The following is a 19,914-nucleotide window of genomic DNA, read 5'->3' as shown; positions in this document are numbered from 1 at the left end:
ATTAATTCTCCTTTAATTCGACAGGTTTCACTTCAATAACATGAACAATCCTATCCTGTTTATCTAATTTAAATTTATAAAACAGCATACAAGCGATGAAAAATCCTACGCCACTGTAAAGACCAATCCGTTGCGTCGGATCAAACGCTAAAAAGATAAGAATGAGCAGACAAAATGCTATACAGAACAGCGGAACAAAGGGATAGAATGGAACCTTATATTTCAGATTCTCTAATTTTCCGCCTGCTTTTAAGTAGCGCCGCCTAAACATCAACTGGGATAATGCAATTCCCATCCAAGAAATCGTAACGGAAATACCTGCAATTGACATCAGTAAAATGAATACCGCATCCGCTTCCATTACACTTGTTAACAAGGATAAAAGTGAGAATGTCATGGTGAACATCAAGGCGGCAAGTGGAACCTTTCGCTTCGACAGTCGACCAAATACTTTTGGTGCCATCCCATCATTGGCCATTGCCCAAAGAAGTCTCGTCGATGCATATAAGCACGAATTCCCTACCGACAAAATAGCCGTCAGAATGACAAAATTCATAATGCCTGCCGCATACGGAACACCGGCAAGTTCCATCAATGTCACAAACGGACTAGCAAGTAAGCCCAATTCAGATGCAGGGAAAATAGCTGACAATACAATGATTGAAGCAATATAGAAAATCACAATTCTGAACAAAATCGTTCGAATCGCTTTTGGAATGTTCTTCTCTGGATTTTCAGTTTCTCCTGCAGCAATCCCGACCAATTCCGAGCCCTGATAGGAGAAAATTACGTTCATCATCGTTACGAATACTATAGCAATGCCTGCAGGGAACATTCCTGTAGGAGCTAAGTTTGTTAAAAATGGTGTTCCTCTATCCTCTAACGGAATAAAACCAAAAATCGCGGCAAACCCGATAATGATAAACAAAATGACCGCAAGTACTTTAATACCCGCGAACCAAAATTCCGCTTCTGCAAATCCCCTTGTAGAAAGGGCATTTAATGAGAAGAGTAGGACCATGAATACCACACACCAAATCCAAATCGGGACATCTGGAAACCAGTGTTGCATAAGGATTCCGGCGGCAGTAAACTCCACTCCCGCAGTTGCCGCAGAACCTACGAAGTACATCCACCCAAGTGAAAAACCAGCGGAAGGACTTATGTAACGAGTAGCATACGTTTGAAATGAACCTGTCACCGGCATGTGAACAGCCAGCTCCCCAAGACAGACCATAACCATGTACAAAATCAGACCACCAAATAAGTAGCCGAGCAAGGCCCCTCCCGCTCCAGCCTGGTTAATTGTATAACCGGCATTTAGAAACAGGCCTGTCCCGATGACTCCTCCGAGCGAAAGCATGAACAAATGGCGGCTTTTCATGGAACGGTTCAATAGATTTTGTTGCGGTTGTTCCCCACTACTGGACATGAAGTTTCCTCCTCTGTTTTCCCTTTATATTTTCCCCATTCTTAAAATCGTAATGACAAACAGCTTAATCCTCCGTCATGCTTTTGAACCTCAGACATATCAAGTTCAATTGTTTGATAGCCTTCTTCCGTGAACTTACGTTTCGTCTCCTCATAGCCACTCGGAATGATGACATAGTCATTGACTCGAATACAGTTAGCGGAGTATTCGTCTTCCCTGCCAATCACAATTTTTTCATAGGAATCAAACGCCGGGTGCTCCACAAACTCTCCCGCTACGACCATCCGGTTATCTCCTAAATAAGCAATTCCAGTTTTCAAATGGAAAAACTCTTTCAGCGGGATAATAGTTGCTTCAAAACCTTCCTGTTCTAGTATCTCTTTCAACTGACGAGCCCCTTCTTCGTTCGTCCGTTCAGAAATACCAATATAAAAATGATTTTCAGCTTGAAGAATATCACCACCGTCAAGTGTTCCAGGTGCTGTTATATAATGAAATTTGTCGTAAAACCCTTTCAGTACACTTTCAATCTCTTTTATTTCCCCGTTACGTGACTCCGCCCCCGGGTTTGTAATCACCGCAAAATCAGGTGTCAATACGGCCGCATCTTCCACAAACGTCGAGTCTGGAAATTCCTCACTTGCCGGAAGATGTGTGACCGTCACGCCGCACTTTTCTAATGCTTCTATATAACTTTTATGCTGTTCTAGTAACTTTTCAAATATCGGTTTTCCTAGATCAGACGTCGTCAATCCATTCAAATAACTTACCCCTGGTGTTTTTACGATTACATTTTTATACATATTCATCCACTCCCCTATTTTAGTTTCGTACAACTGGGCTCGTCAGACATGTCGGACCGCCCGTCCCTTTTACACTGATTTCATCGCCTTTATATTCGTAAACAGTTGCACCTGCGTCCAAAAGCTGCTGCTTCGTGGAAGCGTTTCCATTTACCATTACGCAGACACGTGGTGCAAGTGCTAATACGTTACAACCAAGAGTATGATATTCATCCTCAGGTACTTCAATCAATTCAATACCCCGTTCTACTAACAATTGACGGAAAAATACCGGCATAAGACGAGAATGCACAACCGCCAAATCATGGTCTACCATACTGATGAACGACATCAGATGGAGACATTCTTCTTCACCTTGATCGTGCGGCAGATGAACCACAATGAATTCATCGACAAAAGGCGCAGTCATCTCTTTCAATTGCCGAATGGCTTCATCATTCGTACGATAGCCACGGCCTACAACAATCGTCCTATCATCCAACCAAACGATATCGCCACCATCTGATACTGCTTCTCCTGTCAATTCTCCGACAATCGGAATCTCCTTTTCCATGAGGAATTCTCTATAGACGGCCGCTTCTGGTTGTCTCAACTTTTTACCAGATTTCAAAATGATTGCTCCCGCCGGCGTAAATTTTACCGGATCATGCGCATATAGCGAATCCATTCCTACCTGAGTGGAAGCTGGTAAATAATCAATCTGCGGTACATGTTTTTCAAGAATCGATATAAAATCCGAGAATTCCCGAATGGCCTCCTCAAAATTTGGTTCTTCAAGGTAATTAAATGTTTTCCATTGATCTGCGAGATGATTCTGATCCCGAAACGCTTCACTTGGATGCTTCACAATCACTCGTTCTAGTGGCTTGTACATTGATAAACAATAAGTCATTTCTTTTCACCCTTTTCCGCATAGTGGAAAACGTTTCCTTTCAGTGGAAAGTTTATATACAAAATATATTCTCTCCGTGATACAATGTCAATATATTTAGAAAAATACATCACTATTTTTTCAGAATAATAAATTCGTATTTATGTTGAAATAAAGAATCTTACCTATAACGCTCGGCGCTTAAGGAAGGATTGAACTGCATCCCTCCTTTGTCTTCTTGCGTCGGCTACCCCAGTAGGCGCCTTCGTTGGAGATTATATAAAAATCAAAAGTTCAACATTTATAGTATTTATTTAAACGACAGGCGGTGTTTACGATGCAATCAATTGAACGTGCCATGAAGGTGGCAAATGTCTTGGCGACGCACGCAACAGATAATGGTCTGTCCATTTCAGATCTTTCCAAACAATGTGAGCTCCCCCTTAGCACCATGCATCGATTATTAAAAGCGATGATCAAACAAGGGATGGTCGAGCAAGATGAACGCACAAAATGCTATCGACTTGGTACAATCTGGCTGGAGTATGGGCTGCAAGTGTACGATTCCATGGATTATGTCACTAAAATTAGACCTGAGCTGGAACGCTTGATGCGGGAAGTGGACGAAAGTATTTATCTCAGTAAGCCAAGTGGATTGGAAGCCATCGTTGTCGAAAGAATTGACAGTGAAAATAATTCCATTCGAATTTACGACCAACTTGGTTTACGTATTCCGATGCATATTGGCGCGGCCAATAAAGCGATGCTCGCTAATATGCCTGCCGCAAAATCAAGAACCATATTGGAGAATTTTTTACCTACAGACCAGTTACCGGCAGTTGAAACGATGCTAAAACAGATCAAAAAACAAGGCTACGCAATGAGTCATGGGGAAAGAACAGAAGGTACTTCTTCCGTCGCTGTGGCCGTTCGGGATGGATTAGGAGAAATTGTAGGAGCAGTGAGTATAGGAGTTGTTAGTTTCACCCTTACCGACAGCCGGACAGAGTTTCTGATTGAAAAAGTGAAAGAAACAGGTAGACGGATATCAGAAAAACTAGGTTCGAATATGAACCTATATTAATATGTCTTTACAAAAAAACGACTCCTGCATATTCACATGCGGAAGTCGTTTCAATTTCTTATAAAAATACGATTACTGCTAACACTGCCGCCAATACCAGTCGATAAATTGCGAATGGCATAAGCTTCACGCGTGAAATAAGTTTCAAGAAAAAGCGAATGGAGATCAATGCGAAGACAAATGCACTAACGAACCCCACAATGTAAAACGACAGGTGATCCATGCTTAAATGTTCCCAGTTTTTCATAATGGATACGAGGCTAGCACCTGCCATAATCGGGACAGCCATAATAAATGTGAAATCAGCTGCAGTCTTATGATTCATCCCGAAAAGCACACCGCCTGAAATCGTCGCACCTGAGCGTGAAAATCCTGGCCATAGTGACAAACATTGTACAAGACCAACTGTAAATGCTTGCTTGTATGTAATTTGATCCAATGTATTCACCCATGGTTTTTTCGGACCAAACTTATCGGCAATAATCATTAGAATAGCCCCAGCCACAAGCGCGACAATTACTGTTTCCACTCCAAATAAATAATCATCAATTAAATCTTTAAAAGCAAACCCCAAAATAACTGCTGGTAGCATACCTACGATGACATGTGCCAAATTGAACTTTTTGTTAGACTCTGCACCTTCGATTTTATATAACCCTACGAGACTGAACAATCGTTTCCAAAATACAACAACAACAGCTAAAATAGACCCTAACTGCACAACAATTTTAAACGTATTTGCCGGATATTTCCCTAAAAACTCCTCCGTTTTCAACCACATATCATCGACGATCACCATATGTCCCGTCGAAGACACTGGCGCAAACTCCGTCATCCCCTCAACAAATCCTAGAATCAACGCTTTAATCAAATCAAATAATTCCATAAGCCATTACACTCTCTTTCTGCGGAAGCGAATGATCCAAAAACAAACCGCTATACCGCCAATTGCTAGTAGTACGTACACAATGTTTGAATAGATATCCATATAATGCACGATCAATTGCCAATTATCTCCGACTGCAGCTCCAAGAAAAACGAGGGCCGTATTCCAGATTAAACTCCCAACCGTTGTCAGTAGGATAAATAGCAGAAAATTCATATTCGCCATCCCCGCTGGAATCGAAATAAGACTCCGTATCAGTGGTACAAGGCGACAGAACAGGACTGTCAAAGAGCCATATTTGTCGAACCATGCATCAGCCCGATAAATATCTTTTCGTGTAAGGCGCAACATACCGCCCCATCGATCGACAATTTTCTCTAAACGCGTAACATCAAGAAGCATTCCAACGCTATACAGAATCATCGCTCCAATTACCGATCCGGCCGTCGCCGCAATGATAACGCCCATCCGCGTCATGTCCGAATACGTTGTCATGAATCCCCCGAACGTCAAAATGACTTCGGACGGGATTGGAGGAAACACATTCTCCACCATAATTAATAAAAAAACACCAAAATAGCCGAACTGACTCATTAATTCCGTCATCCAATTTTCCACGCGATGCCCCCACAATTTAACTTTACTAAATACCGAATATAAGTGCAAACTACCTTTGCACAATCAGCTACACCCCGACGTAATTGCGTCCAAATTTTGAATTGCACTTGAGGCCTACAGGGAGGAAGGATTGAACTGTATCCTTCCTTGTTGCGACAGGATGTCGCGATCTTAGACTGCCGTCCTTGACTCCCTCAAAATTTCATCCGCCGGAGGCATAACTTGAGTCAGCAGAAGTTTGAACTTCTGCTGACTCAAGTTATATGGACGTTCTCTCGTAGAATCAAGTTCCTTTTCTATTAACTACTTTACGCAAACCATTCAATCACTATGACCTTATTTCAACAATGATTCATTCAATATTTTGTGCATAACTTTTCAAAATGCATAGTTATCCACAATCAGGCGTGCATAACTTCTAAAACTGTTTATAATTTCTGAATTTTCTACACGAAATTAACTTTTACTATATTATTCATCTTTTTTTAAAAAGATATCCACATTTTTCGTAAATGGATCGTGAAGTTACTCACATCCTACAGGTCCTGTGAATTGTGACAAAACTAGCACCACACACAAAAAAGAACTAAGCCAGTGAGGATTAGTCCCTTTTTATTCTATTCTCTTATACTTCCTGATAATGCTCATTTAGTTTGGCACGCAGCGAAGCTTTTAGAAATTTCCCCACGGATGTTTTCGGAATTTCATCCAAAAAGACGACGTCATCTGGTACCCACAACTTAGCGAATTGACCCTCCAAATAACTAATCAACTGCCGTTTTGTCTCATCGCCCGCAGTTTTCCCCTCTTTTAACACAACGCACGCAAGCGGACGCTCCAGCCATTTTACATGCGGTACTGCGATAACCGCTGCTTCGAAAACATCCTCATGTGTCATTAATGCATTTTCCAGGTCAACGGACGAAATCCATTCGCCACCACTCTTGATTAAATCTTTCGTTCGATCTGTCAGTTTTAGATAACCGTCCTCCGTCATCACTGCAATATCGCCCGTATACAGCCATCCATCGCGGAACGCTTCTTCTGTCCGTTCATCTTTATAATATTCACTTGCAATCCAAGGTCCACGAATGGCCAATTCTCCCATTGTTTTACCGTCCCAAGGTGCATCGCCCTGTTCATTCACGATACGTACTTCAAGACCAGGCATCGGCAACCCTTGCAGTGCACGAATATCGATTTTCTCATCTATTGTCAAATCGGCCATCCCAGACGTAAAGACAGATAGGCTGACCAACGGTGTTGTTTCGGTCATGCCATAGCCCACAAGGAAGGGCACACCTAACTTCTCCTCAAATGCGCGGATTAAGCCTTTTGGCGATGCTGAACCACCACTCACAATGGCTCGAAGTGATGATAGGTCTCGCGGATTTTGTTCTTGTTCCTTCAGCACGGCCAGCCAAATTGTCGGCACGCCGGCGGTAATTGTTACTTTTTCCTGCTCAATCAAATCCAACAGTAATTTCGGATTCATACCAGGCCCTGGAAGGACTTGTGTTGTGCCATAGAAAACAGCTGCGAACGGCATTCCCCATGCATTGACGTGGAACATCGGCACGACTGGCAAAATGACATCCTGCTCCCGCATTCCCATTGCATCCGACAGTCCAAGTGCATAACTATGTAGCACTAGACCACGATGTGTATAGATGACCCCTTTGGGATTGCCCGTTGTCGCGGATGTATAGCACATGCCGGCGGGCGTATTTTCATCAAGATCTTCCGGGAATACATAGTCATCGGATGCCGCTGCAAGGAGTGCTTCATAAGAATGAACATTTTTCAATGACGTTTCCGGTATGTCGGTACTATCCCCCATGATGACATAGTGCTTCACCGTCTTAAGAAATGGCGCAAGTTTTTCAAGATGCGGGAACAAATTATCATCCACCAGCAAGATTTCATCCTCTGCGTGATTAATGACGTATGCGATATGTTCCGGCGACAAGCGGATATTGATCATATGCAGAATTGCTCCCATACAAGGAACACCAAAATAAGCTTCTAAGTGACGATGATGGTTCCAAGCGAATGAACCGACTTTTGTTCCACGTTGCATGCCCAGCTTCGTCAGTGCATCTGCAAGCTTCCTCGATCGTTTTGCGAACTCACGATAAGGGATGCGGTGAATGGTATTTTCTCCGGTACGCGAAATGATTAGCTTGTCTGGAAAAAACTGTTCTGCTCGTTTCACAAAGGATGATAATAAAAGCGGTGTTTGCATCATAAGAGCCATCTCCTTTTTTAGTGGAATATGATTTCATCAAGTACAGTTTTCGGACTCGCACGGACAACCTTTAAAACTATACGTGACATCCACTACGTTTATTCCCTTTTTCATCATGTACCTAGACTACCTAAGTCCCAAGTCTTAGACGCAAATCCGTTCTGCGACCGTTTGGACAAATCGAAAATCGTTATAAGATTAATCTACAAACGAAAGGAGGAACTACAATATGAAAAAATTATGTCTTGCAGCACTGGGCATTACAGCAGCGATCGTTGTCCTGCTCAATCTAGGATCACTTCTTGCTCTTGCCTTTTCCGCATTAATCTCCTATGCGGGGTTCCACTATTACAGAAAGAGCGAGTCAACATTCAAAAAAATCTTCTGGGGAGCCGTTCTACTTATCGGTTTGTTCTCAGCGATTTCGAATGTACCTGCTTTCATCGGTATCATCGCGTTCATCGGTGTTCTATATGTGTGGCGTAAATGGAAAGGCACAGAAAACAACAACATCATCACAAACGATTCAGATGATCCGTTCGTAAACTTCGAACGTCAATGGAACGAAATCACAAAATAATGAGGAGGAACTTACTATGAACTCACTTTGGAACAGATTTAAATATTCCGTCCAGGCGGATCTACACACGTTATTCGACAAAAAGGAAAATAAAAACCCGATTGCGATGTTGAATCAATACATTCGTGAAGCGGAAAAACAGACGGATTCCATCGGAAAATTGCTCGAACGTCAAAGCAAATTGAAAACGGCACTCGAGAAGGAACTGGCAGAAGCAGAAAAAATGTCAGACAAACGCCGCAGCCAGCTTGAGCTTGCACAAGCTGCCGGTGAAGAAGATCTTGTCGCATTTGCTGAAGCAGAAATCGCAGCATACGACACACGTGCTGCAGAATTGGCAGAAAGCGTCACAGAAACAGCTTATGAACTCCTTTCGTTAGAACGTAAATTCGAGGAAATGAAACATAAAGTGAAAGACATGAAAGTACGTCAACTACAATTGATGGGGAAAGAAAATGTAACGCGCGCACATCGTCGTATGGATGAAGTAATTTCCCCTGAACACGCGGACAGCCGTGTCGCATCCGTTGGCGAGATGAAAAAGTATATTGAGAACCTCGGCGGGAAAATTGAACGTGAGTATGAAACGTCTTCAATGGAACGTAGACTAGAGTCACTCGAGAAAATTGAAACTGCTCCGACACTTGAAAAAAAGTCCACAAAAGAACTGGAAATTGTGTAAACTAGATGATAAGGGAAGGTACCTGCCTTCCCTCCTTGTAAGCTGACACCAAGAAGGGGGAATAACCAAATGAAACGTATCGACACGAATAAAACCACATTTTGGGCACTCGCCTTCTTACTGCTTATTTTTGTCGAAGCAGTTTTTTTCCATAATGGCAATATCGTGTTCGTCCTTCTTGGTGCCGGACTCCTCTATTACGGTTCGCGCAAACGCTCGAAATGGATGTTTTTGCTCGGCTTTTTCTTCATCTCTATGGCGCTCTTCACTTTATGGAGTTTACGTCTACTTATTTTCGCCGCAATGGTCTATGTACTTTATCGATTGTGGAAGGGCGTACCTTCGGAAGAAATTATGCGTCCACTCAAGGAATTCCAAAAAGAAACACCGAATGCCATTTGGAAGAACAAATTATTTTCTGTCCAGTCCTCTCCTTTTTCGTCGTATGAATGGGAGGACATCCATATCCAAGGCGTGTTCGGGGATCTTCATATTGATGTGACAGATACCGTGTTACCAAAAGGGACTTCTTTAATTTCGGTAAGACAAGGCATTGGGAAAGTCAAAATTGAATTGCCTTACGAAATACCCGTTCGAATCCATTACACAACACTGTTTGGCGATGCGCGACTTTTTGATACACACCGAAAACGACTGATTAACGAATCCCTCCATATGAAAGATAGTTATGAAGGGAAACAACAGGATGGTTCAGAGCTCATCATTACACTTTCCACATGGGCTGGAGATGTCGAGGTGACGCGGAAATGAAGGCAGTTATTGGACGCGGGTTATTTCTGTCGTTGATATTTACGAGCATTGCGGCGGTTTACGCTTTCTTTCTACTCGATTTACCTCTAGACGAAAGTTGGTTTGCCTTTTACGAATTGCAATTTGCCGATGTACCCCTCGGTTGGTGGATTTTGAATACCACGCTATTGCTTGGCTGGGGAATCGCCATCTGGACGAACTTTTTAGGACGTTCAAAAGAAAAAGCCATCGAGCAACTACTATCCGATTTGATTGATACGGAAAAAGAGAATCATCCAAAAGAAAAATTTACACCACGCATGGACCGGGCTATCGATACGGTGTCAACGGTCATCCATACGCAGCGAAAAAGCTTGCAGCGGATTACCGATGAACGTGCAGAAGCCCAAGATCAACTTATCCAAGAACGCATTATTCAAGAACGACAGCGGCTTGCACGCGAACTGCATGACTCCGTATCGCAGCAACTATTTGCCGCCTCTATGCTACTATCCGCTATCACCGAAATGAACAACAATGCGGAAACGCAAAAACCCTTGCTACAAGTGGAGCATATGGTTCAGCAAGCTCAACTTGAAATGCGCGCATTGCTTCTGCATTTACGACCTGCGGCACTAAACAATAAATCTCTTGCCGAAGGGCTTGAAGAATTACTAGTTGAATTAAGAGAAAAAGTCTTCTTTGATATTCGATTTCGCTTAGAAGAAGTGACGTTGTCAAAAGGCGCCGAAGATCATTTATTCCGGATTGCGCAAGAGACATTATCCAACACACTTCGCCATGCACAAGCGACAGAAGTCGATGTATTATTCGTCGAGCGTGATGGACTCGCCATTTTCCGCGTACAAGATAACGGCGTAGGATTTAAAGATAGCGATGGCAAAGGCGGTTCCTATGGCTTACAAAACGTCAAAGAACGCGCGATTGAAATCGGCGGAACTTGTAAAATTGTTTCGATTCCTACACAAGGAACGATTGTCGAAGTGAAATTGCCTGCGCGGAAAGGAGAGGAAGTAAATGATCAAGATCTTATTAGTGGATGACCATGAAATGGTACGAATTGGCGTATCGGCTTATTTGCAAATACAACCTGACATGGAAGTGATTGGCGAAGCCGTAAACGGAAGAGAAGCTGTCGGCAAAGCGCTCGAATTGCGACCCGATATCATCTTGATGGATATGGTCATGCCTGAAATGAACGGTGCCGAAGCAACTGCAGCCATCATTAAAGAATGGCCAGAAGCAAAAATCGTCATTGTTACAAGTTTTTTGGATGACGATAAAGTCTATCCTGCGCTTGAAGCCGGCGCCATTAGCTACATATTGAAAACCTCGAATGCCAAGCGCATTGCAGAAGCAATTCGAGAAACGTTGAAAGGGCAAACGGTATTAGAGCCCGAAGTAACAACAAAAATGATGCAAAAAATGCGTGCCGGCAATGAACGTCAGTTACACGATGATTTAACGGAGCGCGAGCTAGAGATTTTGTTGCTGCTGGCGCAAGGAAAGACGAATCAGGACATTGCAGATGAGTTATTTATCGCATTGAAAACCGTGAAAACACATGTCAGTAATTTGTTATCCAAACTCGAAGTGCAAGACCGAACGCAAGCGGTTATTTATGCATTTAAGCATGAATTGGTCGAGTGACATATGGAGAGGCAGCAGCTAGTTATCGGGGGCGACCCAGGTTCTAGCTGTTATTTTTTATTGTGGAAGCAAGAGTGGGGCGTTTGTTGGACAGTTTAGTAGAATGATTGGACGCTTCGGCAATTTCGTTGGAAACTCCGGCTTTTTTGTTGCACGCTTTAACAATTTCGTTGGACACTTCAGCTTTTTTTGCATGCTTTAACAATTTCGTTGGACACTCCAACACTTTCCCCACACACTTCAAAATCAAAACTAGCCCCATAAGAGTAAAGAGTCCCTAACCGAAGTTAGGGACTCCATTCACTCAGATTTATTCCGCTGTTACACAATTCAATCCATGAATAATTCCAGCGTGGACACCTTCATGCCAAGCTGCAAATTGAACAATTGCCTCAGCTGTTTCCATTGTATGCATAGGCCCAATTGACATTGGCTCAGCCAATACATTGCCGAGATTCCCTTCCAATGCTTCCATAATACGCGCCGGTTGCTCTTTCAATGCAGCAAGAAGTTCTTCATTCGAAGGAACATTTTCACCCCACCCTTCAGGACTTGAACCCGTTACAAATAGAGGAATCCACTCAGGACGTACTGGTTGGTAATCCGCTAATGCTTTTTGGACAAGCACTTCCATCGATACGAAAATATGGCCTACATTCCAACGAATCGTATTGTTGAAACCATTTGGTTTTATGTCCCATGCTTCATCTTTTGACGACTCTAGGCGCCCCAATGTATACATACGTGCCAAATTTAACTGCTTCAGTGTTTCGATATCAATCAATCCTTCCTTTTCAACTACTAATACTTTATCCGAAATACAGGAGGAACAAAAGCATTCGAACTTATTCACTATACACAAATTCCTACGCTATGCCCGGAGTGATTGTCCTGCCCACTTTTTTAAACGAACATCCAGTATAATGTTGCCAAATGGGATAAATGCCGAAGCAAATGCACCGATTGTAAACCTAACAGGCCACTTCACTGCAAACGTTGCATACAAAACCATTGCACAATATATGATGAATAATCCACCATGTACAGCTCCTACAACACTAACCATTCCTGGCATATCTAGAAAATACTTTAATGGCATGGCAATGAATAACAAGAGGAGTAACGAACTTCCTTCTACTATTCCCATAAATCGAAAACGTCCTAGCGCGCTTTTCAACATCAACTTTCCACTCCTTCAATTCCCTAACCTAGTAAAACATTATAGAATTGACTAGCAGACATGTACAGCCGTTCAAGTTCTCCCCCTTATGTAAATAACAAAAAAGCAACCCCTCCACAATGGAATGGTTGCTCTTACCTTAAGATTTTGCAGGCACGGTATTCGTTTTTTCCTGATTCCACTTATCATGCGACTCCTGATTGAATTCACGATTGGATTCTTCCTGTTCTTCGGAAGAAAGGTCCCCATCTGATTTCGGTTTAATATAACCCTTTTCCACCTTGTTTGCAGCAAATGCAGAGGGCTCATTTTCGCCTATCTTCCCCCGCGCATTTTTCCTAAACACATCTGTTACGTTCGAATCGGATGGATCTGCGAGTGGTAGTTCATCGGACTTCGCCGCCCCTGCCACTTTCGGTTCAAAATCTTCTTTGTTTGGGTACTTTCCATCTGATTTTGTCATCCAACACTCCTCCTTCTCTTTACCTATTCAATAAATAATGCTAATTCCCTCTTCTTCTATTCCCTAAAACAAATAAACTTAAACAACTGTCAGAAAATTTTAGAAACCATTTCCACTCCAAATCGTCCCATTTTAAGTTGGAGGTGAATTTTTGAAAAAATTCGTCGGCATTGTACTACCGCTAATCAGCATCACCATTCTAATCTGGATTGAACAAGGACTAGAAGTTGAATACGTGTGGAAAACAGTAGCGAAGGCGATGCTATTTCTAGGTATTCCGTTTCTGTTATTCCGTAAAACTGGTTTTCCATTCCTGCGATTTCGTCAAACCGATAAAAAAAGTATGTCCATTGCTATCGGGTCAGGTCTAGCTATTATGAGTGCCATTATCTGGGCGTTTATCATTTTATTCCCATTCATCGATATTGATGCATTGCTCATCGATCTAGCAGATGCTGGCATCACACCTACAGTATTCCCTTTCGTCGCTCTTTATATCCTATTTGGTAATTCTCTGCTGGAGGAGTTTTACTTCCGCGGCCAGTTGCCCAATCTTTTCGCAAAGTCACGTCTACGTCTTTTCTTGCCATCCTTCTTTTTTGCTATTTATCATATTGCAATTTTTCTACCATGGTTTAGTCCTGCACTTCTCGCGCTCGCTGTTACTGGACTATGGATAGGAGGAATTATTTTTCAGCTGGCTAATGAACGTAGCCAAACCATTTTTCCTTCTTGGACTATTCATATGTTTGCCGACATTGGCGTTTTGCTCGTCGGCATATATATCATGTATTTCTATTGAAAAAGCTGCACGCATTTGCGTACAGCTTCTCATTGTCTAACTCTAGGCGCTTGTCATTAAGCCGCCACAGTGACAGTCACTTTAAACAAATCCCCATCGACTTCGATTGTCATATTCCCATTATGCAAATCGACGATGGATTGTGCGATGGCAAGGCCGAGTCCTGAGCCATCTGTGTGACGCGATGTATCCGCCCGTTTAAATCGTTCAAATAGTTCATCGGTGTTTTCACCAAGCTCATACTTCGTCACATTTTTCACAACAAATTCTGCGTTATCTCCTACTTTACGAAGCGTAATATATACGCGTGTCCCTGGCAATGTATACTTGATAGCGTTGACGATTAAGTTATCGAGTACACGCCACCATCTTTTCCCATCCACATAGGCTACGAGTGCTGTTTCAGGTAAACTCACTCTGAAATCCAATCCTGATTTCGAAATTTCTTCTTCATGCTCCGCAAGTGCTTGTTGCAACAACTGCGCCAAATCAACGCGCTGTCTCTGTATCTCCAAGTTGCCACTCGCCATTTTCGATACTTCAAATAAATCTTCGATGAGCGTCTTCAAACGTTCTGATTTTCTATCGAGTATACCGACATACTTCATTCGCTCTTCCGCTGTCAGGTCTTCATTTTTCAATAAATCCGTGTACGTAATAATTGACGTCAACGGTGTTCGAAGATCGTGACTGACATTGGTAATCAATTCCGTTTTCAAGCGTTCACTTTTCGCTTGTTCACTCATCGAATTACGGACACCTTCACGCAGATTATTCAAATTCTTCGCATGCTCTGCAAGTGGAGATTTCCCTTCAATCGCAATTTCTTTATGCAATCGCCCATCTGCCATCGCTTCTGTCGCCGCCATAATGCGGTTCAAGTAAGCCGCTCTTCTTACAAAGATATAAATGAATGGCAATCCGACAAACAAAGCAAGCGGGGCATAAATCAACAGCAATGCAGGTTGAACGAAAACACCAAACAATCCGAGACCCGCAAGGAAAAAGCCGATTAGCAGCAAGAACATCTGAACGCCAATTGATCGATTTAAAAACATTCCTTGCAAAGCCAATAAGAACTTCAAGCTATAACTATTCTTCATCTCTTGCTCCAATGCTCCCTGGACCTTCAAACGTTCTACAAACAGGACCAATTGAAACAATGACGCCCATAGCAGTAACACTAAAATACCAAACTGAATTCCTAGAATAACCCCATTTTCCAATCTATACTGAGAAAATAATCCCAAATAGCGCCATGTAACCGTCTCTGCTAATTCCCAAACAATGCCAGCGGAAAGTAAGAGCAAAGCTGCTTTCAAATCCAATTTCAGCTGATGATAACGCTCTACAAAACGACTTGTCATCACCCATTCCTTATTGAAACGAATAACTGTCAACAAAGCTCCTAAAGCAAGCACACCAAGCGCCCAAATAATATATAAACTTAGCTTTCTTTGTTCATAATCTTTTATCTTTACACCAAGTGAACCTTTCTGCAATACACTTTGTGGCACAACTACAGTTCCCTCAAACTTCTTCACTGTTTGCAGCTGACTAGTCGGTTCCTTAGCTGCATCTTGTGATCCTACAGTTACTTCTTCAGTTTTCGTTGCAACTGTATCTCTGTAAGTTGAAACGCTTTTTTCATAGACTTCCGGCTGATAGCTATCATAATAAAAATCATTCATCCGATCAGGCGCCGCACGGAAATAACCTTCCTCCGCGCTGAAAGTCTCTATATAGCCCGTCGTTACATCGATATCGCCAGACGTGAATGTTTCGCCTGTTTGACTATCCGTCAATTCATAAACAACGGGAAAATAAAGATTTTCCTTAGCATTCTCAACGCGTCGCTGCAACTCATCCTCTAACTGTTGCTCTTTACTTGCACGGATCTTTGCTTCTACATGCGCATCCGATTCAAAGTTCTTCCGAATATCATCGATTTTTGCATCGCGCTCTTCTATCAATGTCGTTTTCAGCTTTTCACTTTTTCCTGCTTCTGCATCGGCAATTCGTTGTGTATATTGCTCTTCAATATTGCCGATCTGATCGGAAAGCGTACCATAATATGTACGATGCTCTTCGATTTCGGATTTAGTAACTGTAATCCGCCTTTTCTCTGCTTCTATATCAATCGGATTCAAAACAGCCACACTTAAATTTTCATAGAAGTTTTTCATTTCCCATTGAAAATCATCTGATTCTACATAACTCTTGCCAATATCACGTAAGTTGCTACCTGAAAATGATAGTACTGCAATTAAAAATATAGCCACTAATGAAGTCCACAAAACAATTTGCATACTATAATTCTTTTTCACCGTCACACACTTCCTTTCATCAGCCTCGCCAGATAAGCAATGGTCCGACTCGAACGTTCCATACTATCCCGAACCAAGTCGATGATGTGGGAAAAACAATAGGCTATACTCAATCCTCCAATTACAATCGCAACGATGGACCAAAAAACGGTATAATCACTTTTCGATTTTGTAACCAATGCCCCACACCACCTTTACATACCTTGGATTTTTCGGATCCGCTTCGATTTTCTCACGAATTTTACGAATATGGACCGCAACTATATTTTCCGCATTGTACGCTTCCTCGTTCCAAACGCGTTCGTAGATTTCATTGATCGAAAACACGCGCCCCACATTTTTCATCAGCAACTCTGTAATTTTGTATTCAATCGGCGTCAACTTTACCGGATTACCGTCGAGAGTAATTTCTTTCGCGTCTTCGTCCAATTTGAGTCCATCGACTTCAATTGTTTTCTGCCCGTCATAAGTACCGAGTTGAACATAACGGCGCAATTGTGACTTGACTCGCGCCATCAACTCCATGGGATGGAACGGCTTCGTCACATAGTCATCTGCACCGACAGACAAACCATGAATCTTATCGGAATCCTCCGCCTTTGCACTCAACATAATAATCGGGATATTGCGCGCTTCCCGGATTTTGAATGTCGCAGTAATACCATCCATATTCGGCATCATAATATCAAGAATAAGCAAATGGACATCGTTAGCCTCCAACAATTCAAGCGCCTCTTTACCATCCGCTGCCTTCAGCACGTCATATCCTTCATTTTTCAAATAAATTTCTATCCCATCACGGATATCCTGATCGTCATCCGCCACAAGTACTTTGAATTTCGCCACCATCCGCACCTCACTTCTCTTAACTCTATGATACCAATTGTAACCACCAAATCTTAACATTCACCCATTGTAATTATGAAGAAATTCTTAAGATAGATTTTTTAGCCCAACAATCAGCCTAGAGGATATATTATCCATTTGCTATACTTGAACGAATGGAAGGAGGAATATTTTGTGAAAGGACGTTTTTTCTGGATTGCGCTCGGGTTGATCGGCGTGAGTTGGATTGTAAATTCTATGTACGCTTATTCAAAGCAGCTAGATGAGCCTATTTTTTTGGACCATTATATCGATGTGGTGTATCAAGAGCATTTATATACGACGTTTTACTATTTGACGAATAAAAATGACACATCTGTTATCAACTCTATGAACGCTGGGGATGTTATGGCCTATCCAGCAGAACAGTCTTATGGATGGAATGGGCTTGATCAAATTGATAACCGTCAGACATTCAATCATTATGTGTTACGCAGTGTCACTGTGGAGTTCTACAATCCTTATGGAGATGTATTGGATGATTCATTTACAGAAATGGATGTTGTTTTTTCAGATGGCAGAGTCGTCACCGCCCCTATTGGCCATATCATGATGCAGCCGCCGACTATGGGTGGATCCCCACTTGAACAAACAATGTCATCGGGTAGTAACGATAACTCCAGTCAAGCCTGGTATCGCGCACTTGATCCACTTACAATTGAAGCGGTTAACAGTTCATTCCATGATGATTTGCAGAAAGATTTCTCCGTTAAGATTAATACTCAGCACAATCCTTTGGAATCAAGAGTAACAGATATGGAATTTCAAGACACGATGAACAGAGAGTGGAACGACATACCTGGACTAGATATAGCGAATGTTTCATTTCCCATACACTTAAAAGAAGGTGACACATTCAGTGTTCACAGCAAACTTCCTACAAATTTGCCTAAGGTTTTGGACGTGAACATCTATATTTCCGGTAAAACCGAATCAGGCAAAACCTTCTCTACAACAGCCGGGGTCACGACGCAGCCTTACTTGGAAAAACAGGATGTCGATGACATTATTAAGGCAAAAACAAAGGGGGCCGCCAATGAATAAAGCATTACAATACATGTTCTGGGGGTATCTCTTCATCTTTTTCCGTATTCAAATTGGGATTGATTGGCTGGCCGATCCTATTGGCTATCTATTCATTTCATCAGGATGTTTGCTCTTACTCAAGCAATATCCACATGCTAAAAAAGCAAGAATCACAGCGATGATTGGTGCCATTATTTCGATTCCCTCTGTCTTCATTAACCTTATACAACCTACTTTTGGAATCTGGGAACTCTATTCGGTATCGTTATTTTCCCTTAAATTAATTGTCGCCTACTTTTTATTTGCTGTTCTAAAAAGCATTGTCGCGGACTATGGTAATCAAATACTCATACAACGAACGAAAAATGTCTATACGTTTTATATTGCTTTCCACCTAGCTTCACTTTTACTCATGTCTTTCTCTATGAACGTACCTGAATATCCTTGGGCTACTTTCGTGTTCGCCCTTTCCATAGGCGTCTTGATTATGGACATCGCATTTCTTCTTTTGATTGGCGCAATTCGGAGGGCCGAACCTCCTGAAGTATCTATCGACCATTTGGTATGAAGTTGTCGGAAAGAAACAACTTGTTTTCACTTTGTTACTATTGGAGGGATAGGATGTTTAAAAACCAATCGGGCCAGGTAAGAGCTGGCTGGTTCATTTTACTAGCTTTCGCTGCCATGCTGATCGTCCAACAGCTATTTTCAATTCCCGCTATGTTGCTATTATTTTTCACGGAAGCACCTTTTAGTGGAGAGTCTGGTTACATCGACGTGCTTGCCGCCCTCGATGCCCATCCATGGATTTACCTTTTGATGCAAGCCGGCGGAACAGCTGGAGGAATCCTGATTACATTGTTATTATGGCGTTTTATGAATAAAGCAACCATGAAACAACTTGGATTTAGAGGTTCTTTGAAAGATTTATGGTTTGGACTTTTTCTTGGTGCCATTTCTATCACTTTGATTTTTATTGTATTGATGGCGACTACCAATGTGACGCTTATCAATTCATTGTCCAATCCACAGTTTTCAGTGTTTACGATTACATTTCTCATCTTATTTATCCTTGTTGGGTTCTCCGAAGAGATGTTCTTTCGAGGGTATGTCATGTCGACAATGGCAAGTAGAGGCAATAAAAAGTGGGTAATCTATGTAGTATCCGCCGTGATTTTCAGCCTTGCACATGTCGGTAATCCAAATGTCAGTATGATAGGGCTAGTCAATATTGCATTGGTCGGGGTTTTATTCGCCTATATGTTTGATGCGACAAAGAGTCTTTGGTTGCCCATCGGCTACCATATTACGTGGAATTATTTCCAAGGGAATGTTTTTGGATTTGCCGTAAGCGGGACGACACCCCATGGCATCTATGGCGTGGAAGTCGCTGAAGGACGTGATTGGTTAACAGGTGGGGCGTTTGGTTTGGAAGGCGGATTACTAGCAACAGTACTTATCTTGGCAGGTTTTATCGCCACAAGTCTTTATTCCAGACAGAAAACTAAACAAGAACAAAACACCTGAATAACCCTGTGCCTTCCTTTTGTCTAGAGGAGGGCGCAGGGGTATTTTGTTGAATCTTCCCCCTCGCAGAAAACAACTT

General features: G+C 42.2%; 23 protein-coding genes. 10 read left to right on the top strand and 13 right to left on the bottom strand.

Features of this window, described 5'->3' with window-relative positions; all coding sequences use genetic code 11:
* Window position 1 precedes the first annotated feature (1 nt).
* Genes ACIQ0H_RS07130 through ACIQ0H_RS07120 form a run of 3 tightly spaced genes read right to left on the bottom strand, consistent with a single transcriptional unit; the run spans window position 2 to window position 3,127 of the window.
* The gene (locus tag ACIQ0H_RS07130) at window positions 2-1,432 is read right to left on the bottom strand and encodes an amino acid permease (protein ID WP_403412831.1); all 1,431 of its coding nucleotides are present in this window, start codon (window positions 1,430-1,432) and stop codon (window positions 2-4) included.
* Window positions 1,433-1,473: 41 nt separating this feature from the next.
* Window positions 1,474-2,235 carry a dimethylarginine dimethylaminohydrolase family protein gene (locus ACIQ0H_RS07125; RefSeq protein WP_403412829.1) on the bottom strand — a complete coding sequence of 254 codons (762 nt, stop codon included), beginning with the start codon at window positions 2,233-2,235 and terminating at the stop codon, window positions 1,474-1,476.
* A gap of 19 nt (window positions 2,236-2,254) precedes the next feature.
* Entirely contained in the window at window positions 2,255-3,127 is an 873-nt protein-coding gene (locus tag ACIQ0H_RS07120) for a dimethylarginine dimethylaminohydrolase family protein (protein ID WP_403412827.1), read from the bottom strand.
* Between the two features lie 316 nt (window positions 3,128-3,443).
* On the opposite strand from ACIQ0H_RS07120, the gene ACIQ0H_RS07115 reads away from it, so the two are divergent.
* Window positions 3,444-4,190, top strand: a complete 747-nt coding sequence (locus ACIQ0H_RS07115; protein ID WP_403412825.1) for an IclR family transcriptional regulator — start codon at window positions 3,444-3,446, stop codon at window positions 4,188-4,190.
* Between the two features lie 58 nt (window positions 4,191-4,248).
* Here ACIQ0H_RS07115 and ACIQ0H_RS07110 read toward each other — a convergent pair whose 3' ends face one another.
* The 3 genes from ACIQ0H_RS07110 to ACIQ0H_RS07100 all read right to left on the bottom strand — a co-directional run bounded on the left by ACIQ0H_RS07110 (window position 4,249) and on the right by ACIQ0H_RS07100 (window position 7,942).
* Complete coding sequence (locus ACIQ0H_RS07110) at window positions 4,249-5,076, bottom strand: undecaprenyl-diphosphate phosphatase (RefSeq protein WP_403412824.1); 828 nt, start codon at window positions 5,074-5,076, stop codon at window positions 4,249-4,251.
* A gap of 6 nt (window positions 5,077-5,082) precedes the next feature.
* Window positions 5,083-5,694 carry a DedA family protein gene (locus tag ACIQ0H_RS07105; protein ID WP_403412823.1) on the bottom strand — a complete coding sequence of 204 codons (612 nt, stop codon included), beginning with the start codon at window positions 5,692-5,694 and terminating at the stop codon, window positions 5,083-5,085.
* 625 nt (window positions 5,695-6,319) lie between these two features.
* A complete protein-coding gene (locus ACIQ0H_RS07100) occupies window positions 6,320-7,942 on the bottom strand; it encodes a long-chain fatty acid--CoA ligase (protein WP_403412821.1) in 1,623 nt (540 codons plus the stop codon).
* Window positions 7,943-8,171: 229 nt separating this feature from the next.
* Here ACIQ0H_RS07100 and ACIQ0H_RS07095 point away from each other — a divergent pair, with 229 nt between their 5' ends.
* The 5 genes from ACIQ0H_RS07095 to ACIQ0H_RS07075 all read left to right on the top strand — a co-directional run bounded on the left by ACIQ0H_RS07095 (window position 8,172) and on the right by ACIQ0H_RS07075 (window position 11,625).
* Window positions 8,172-8,522, top strand: a complete 351-nt coding sequence (locus tag ACIQ0H_RS07095; RefSeq protein WP_403412819.1) for a lmo0954 family membrane protein — start codon at window positions 8,172-8,174, stop codon at window positions 8,520-8,522.
* Between the two features lie 16 nt (window positions 8,523-8,538).
* Window positions 8,539-9,204 carry a PspA/IM30 family protein gene (locus ACIQ0H_RS07090; RefSeq protein WP_403412817.1) on the top strand — a complete coding sequence of 222 codons (666 nt, stop codon included), beginning with the start codon at window positions 8,539-8,541 and terminating at the stop codon, window positions 9,202-9,204.
* Window positions 9,205-9,273: 69 nt separating this feature from the next.
* Window positions 9,274-9,975 (top strand): cell wall-active antibiotics response protein LiaF, encoded by a 702-nt coding sequence (gene liaF, locus ACIQ0H_RS07085; protein ID WP_403412815.1) that lies wholly within the window; start codon window positions 9,274-9,276, stop codon window positions 9,973-9,975.
* Window positions 9,972-11,018, top strand: coding sequence for a sensor histidine kinase (locus tag ACIQ0H_RS07080; RefSeq protein ID WP_403412813.1), 1,047 nt, complete (start codon window positions 9,972-9,974; stop codon window positions 11,016-11,018). Before liaF ends, ACIQ0H_RS07080 begins: the two co-directional genes overlap by 4 nt.
* Window positions 10,993-11,625, top strand: coding sequence for a response regulator transcription factor (locus ACIQ0H_RS07075; protein WP_403412811.1), 633 nt, complete (start codon window positions 10,993-10,995; stop codon window positions 11,623-11,625). Before ACIQ0H_RS07080 ends, ACIQ0H_RS07075 begins: the two co-directional genes overlap by 26 nt.
* A gap of 43 nt (window positions 11,626-11,668) precedes the next feature.
* On the opposite strand, the gene ACIQ0H_RS07070 is transcribed toward ACIQ0H_RS07075, so the two are convergent.
* The 4 genes from ACIQ0H_RS07070 to ACIQ0H_RS07055 form a co-directional block, all read right to left on the bottom strand.
* Window positions 11,669-11,860, bottom strand: a complete 192-nt coding sequence (locus ACIQ0H_RS07070) for a hypothetical protein (protein ID WP_403412809.1) — start codon at window positions 11,858-11,860, stop codon at window positions 11,669-11,671.
* 75 nt (window positions 11,861-11,935) lie between these two features.
* Complete coding sequence (locus ACIQ0H_RS07065) at window positions 11,936-12,478, bottom strand: DinB family protein (RefSeq protein ID WP_403412807.1); 543 nt, start codon at window positions 12,476-12,478, stop codon at window positions 11,936-11,938.
* A gap of 18 nt (window positions 12,479-12,496) precedes the next feature.
* Window positions 12,497-12,805: a DUF3817 domain-containing protein gene (locus ACIQ0H_RS07060; protein ID WP_403412805.1), complete on the bottom strand. Its 309-nt coding sequence runs from the start codon at window positions 12,803-12,805 to the stop codon at window positions 12,497-12,499.
* Window positions 12,806-12,944: 139 nt separating this feature from the next.
* On the bottom strand, window positions 12,945-13,268 hold the full coding sequence (locus ACIQ0H_RS07055) for a hypothetical protein (RefSeq protein ID WP_403412803.1): 324 nt from the start codon (window positions 13,266-13,268) through the stop codon (window positions 12,945-12,947).
* A gap of 151 nt (window positions 13,269-13,419) precedes the next feature.
* On the opposite strand from ACIQ0H_RS07055, the gene ACIQ0H_RS07050 reads away from it, so the two are divergent.
* Complete coding sequence (locus ACIQ0H_RS07050; RefSeq protein ID WP_403412801.1) at window positions 13,420-14,070, top strand: CPBP family intramembrane glutamic endopeptidase; 651 nt, start codon at window positions 13,420-13,422, stop codon at window positions 14,068-14,070.
* A gap of 56 nt (window positions 14,071-14,126) precedes the next feature.
* Here the strand turns inward: ACIQ0H_RS07050 and ACIQ0H_RS07045 are convergent, their stop codons facing one another.
* Genes ACIQ0H_RS07045 through ACIQ0H_RS07035 form a run of 3 tightly spaced genes read right to left on the bottom strand, consistent with a single transcriptional unit; the run spans window position 14,127 to window position 17,243 of the window.
* Window positions 14,127-16,397: a sensor histidine kinase gene (locus ACIQ0H_RS07045; RefSeq protein ID WP_403412799.1), complete on the bottom strand. Its 2,271-nt coding sequence runs from the start codon at window positions 16,395-16,397 to the stop codon at window positions 14,127-14,129.
* A 2-nt stretch (window positions 16,398-16,399) separates the two neighbouring features.
* The gene (locus ACIQ0H_RS07040) at window positions 16,400-16,576 is read right to left on the bottom strand and encodes a hypothetical protein (RefSeq protein WP_403412797.1); all 177 of its coding nucleotides are present in this window, start codon (window positions 16,574-16,576) and stop codon (window positions 16,400-16,402) included.
* The gene (locus tag ACIQ0H_RS07035; protein WP_403413437.1) at window positions 16,554-17,243 is read right to left on the bottom strand and encodes a response regulator transcription factor; all 690 of its coding nucleotides are present in this window, start codon (window positions 17,241-17,243) and stop codon (window positions 16,554-16,556) included. The genes ACIQ0H_RS07040 and ACIQ0H_RS07035 overlap by 23 nt, the downstream gene beginning before the upstream one ends.
* Window positions 17,244-17,417: 174 nt before the next feature.
* Here ACIQ0H_RS07035 and ACIQ0H_RS07030 point away from each other — a divergent pair, with 174 nt between their 5' ends.
* The 3 genes from ACIQ0H_RS07030 to ACIQ0H_RS07020 are packed head-to-tail and all read left to right on the top strand — an operon-like array spanning window position 17,418 to window position 19,835.
* Complete coding sequence (locus ACIQ0H_RS07030; protein ID WP_403412795.1) at window positions 17,418-18,326, top strand: hypothetical protein; 909 nt, start codon at window positions 17,418-17,420, stop codon at window positions 18,324-18,326.
* Window positions 18,319-18,876 carry a hypothetical protein gene (locus ACIQ0H_RS07025; RefSeq protein WP_403412794.1) on the top strand — a complete coding sequence of 186 codons (558 nt, stop codon included), beginning with the start codon at window positions 18,319-18,321 and terminating at the stop codon, window positions 18,874-18,876. The genes ACIQ0H_RS07030 and ACIQ0H_RS07025 overlap by 8 nt, the downstream gene beginning before the upstream one ends.
* 53 nt (window positions 18,877-18,929) lie before the next feature.
* The gene (locus ACIQ0H_RS07020; protein WP_403412792.1) at window positions 18,930-19,835 is read left to right on the top strand and encodes a CPBP family intramembrane glutamic endopeptidase; all 906 of its coding nucleotides are present in this window, start codon (window positions 18,930-18,932) and stop codon (window positions 19,833-19,835) included.
* The last annotated feature ends 79 nt before the right edge of the window (window positions 19,836-19,914 follow it).

It is taken from the genome of Sporosarcina sp. NPDC096371, from assembly GCF_044762865.1.
GTDB lineage: Bacteria > Bacillota > Bacilli > Bacillales_A > Planococcaceae > Sporosarcina.
The sequence above is the reverse complement of the archived record's forward strand: the minus strand, read 5'-3'. Positions and strand labels throughout refer to the sequence as shown.

Excerpts from the sequence above, each read along its gene's own strand:
- ACIQ0H_RS07130 (WP_403412831.1), bottom strand. The coding sequence starts at position 1,432 with ATGTCCAGTAGTGGGGAACAACCGCAACAAAATCTATTGAACCGTTCC.
- ACIQ0H_RS07115 (WP_403412825.1), top strand. The coding sequence starts at position 3,444 with ATGCAATCAATTGAACGTGCCATGAAGGTGGCAAATGTCTTGGCGACG.
- ACIQ0H_RS07025 (WP_403412794.1), top strand. The coding sequence starts at position 18,319 with ATGAATAAAGCATTACAATACATGTTCTGGGGGTATCTCTTCATCTTT.
- ACIQ0H_RS07095 (WP_403412819.1), top strand. The coding sequence starts at position 8,172 with ATGAAAAAATTATGTCTTGCAGCACTGGGCATTACAGCAGCGATCGTT.
- ACIQ0H_RS07055 (WP_403412803.1), bottom strand. The coding sequence starts at position 13,268 with ATGACAAAATCAGATGGAAAGTACCCAAACAAAGAAGATTTTGAACCG.
- liaF (WP_403412815.1), top strand. The coding sequence starts at position 9,274 with ATGAAACGTATCGACACGAATAAAACCACATTTTGGGCACTCGCCTTC.
- ACIQ0H_RS07080 (WP_403412813.1), top strand. The coding sequence starts at position 9,972 with ATGAAGGCAGTTATTGGACGCGGGTTATTTCTGTCGTTGATATTTACG.
- ACIQ0H_RS07020 (WP_403412792.1), top strand. The coding sequence starts at position 18,930 with ATGTTTAAAAACCAATCGGGCCAGGTAAGAGCTGGCTGGTTCATTTTA.
- ACIQ0H_RS07125 (WP_403412829.1), bottom strand. The coding sequence starts at position 2,235 with ATGTATAAAAATGTAATCGTAAAAACACCAGGGGTAAGTTATTTGAAT.
- ACIQ0H_RS07100 (WP_403412821.1), bottom strand. The coding sequence starts at position 7,942 with ATGATGCAAACACCGCTTTTATTATCATCCTTTGTGAAACGAGCAGAA.
- ACIQ0H_RS07110 (WP_403412824.1), bottom strand. The coding sequence starts at position 5,076 with ATGGAATTATTTGATTTGATTAAAGCGTTGATTCTAGGATTTGTTGAG.
- ACIQ0H_RS07075 (WP_403412811.1), top strand. The coding sequence starts at position 10,993 with ATGATCAAGATCTTATTAGTGGATGACCATGAAATGGTACGAATTGGC.
- ACIQ0H_RS07120 (WP_403412827.1), bottom strand. The coding sequence starts at position 3,127 with ATGACTTATTGTTTATCAATGTACAAGCCACTAGAACGAGTGATTGTG.
- ACIQ0H_RS07060 (WP_403412805.1), bottom strand. The coding sequence starts at position 12,805 with ATGTTGAAAAGCGCGCTAGGACGTTTTCGATTTATGGGAATAGTAGAA.
- ACIQ0H_RS07090 (WP_403412817.1), top strand. The coding sequence starts at position 8,539 with ATGAACTCACTTTGGAACAGATTTAAATATTCCGTCCAGGCGGATCTA.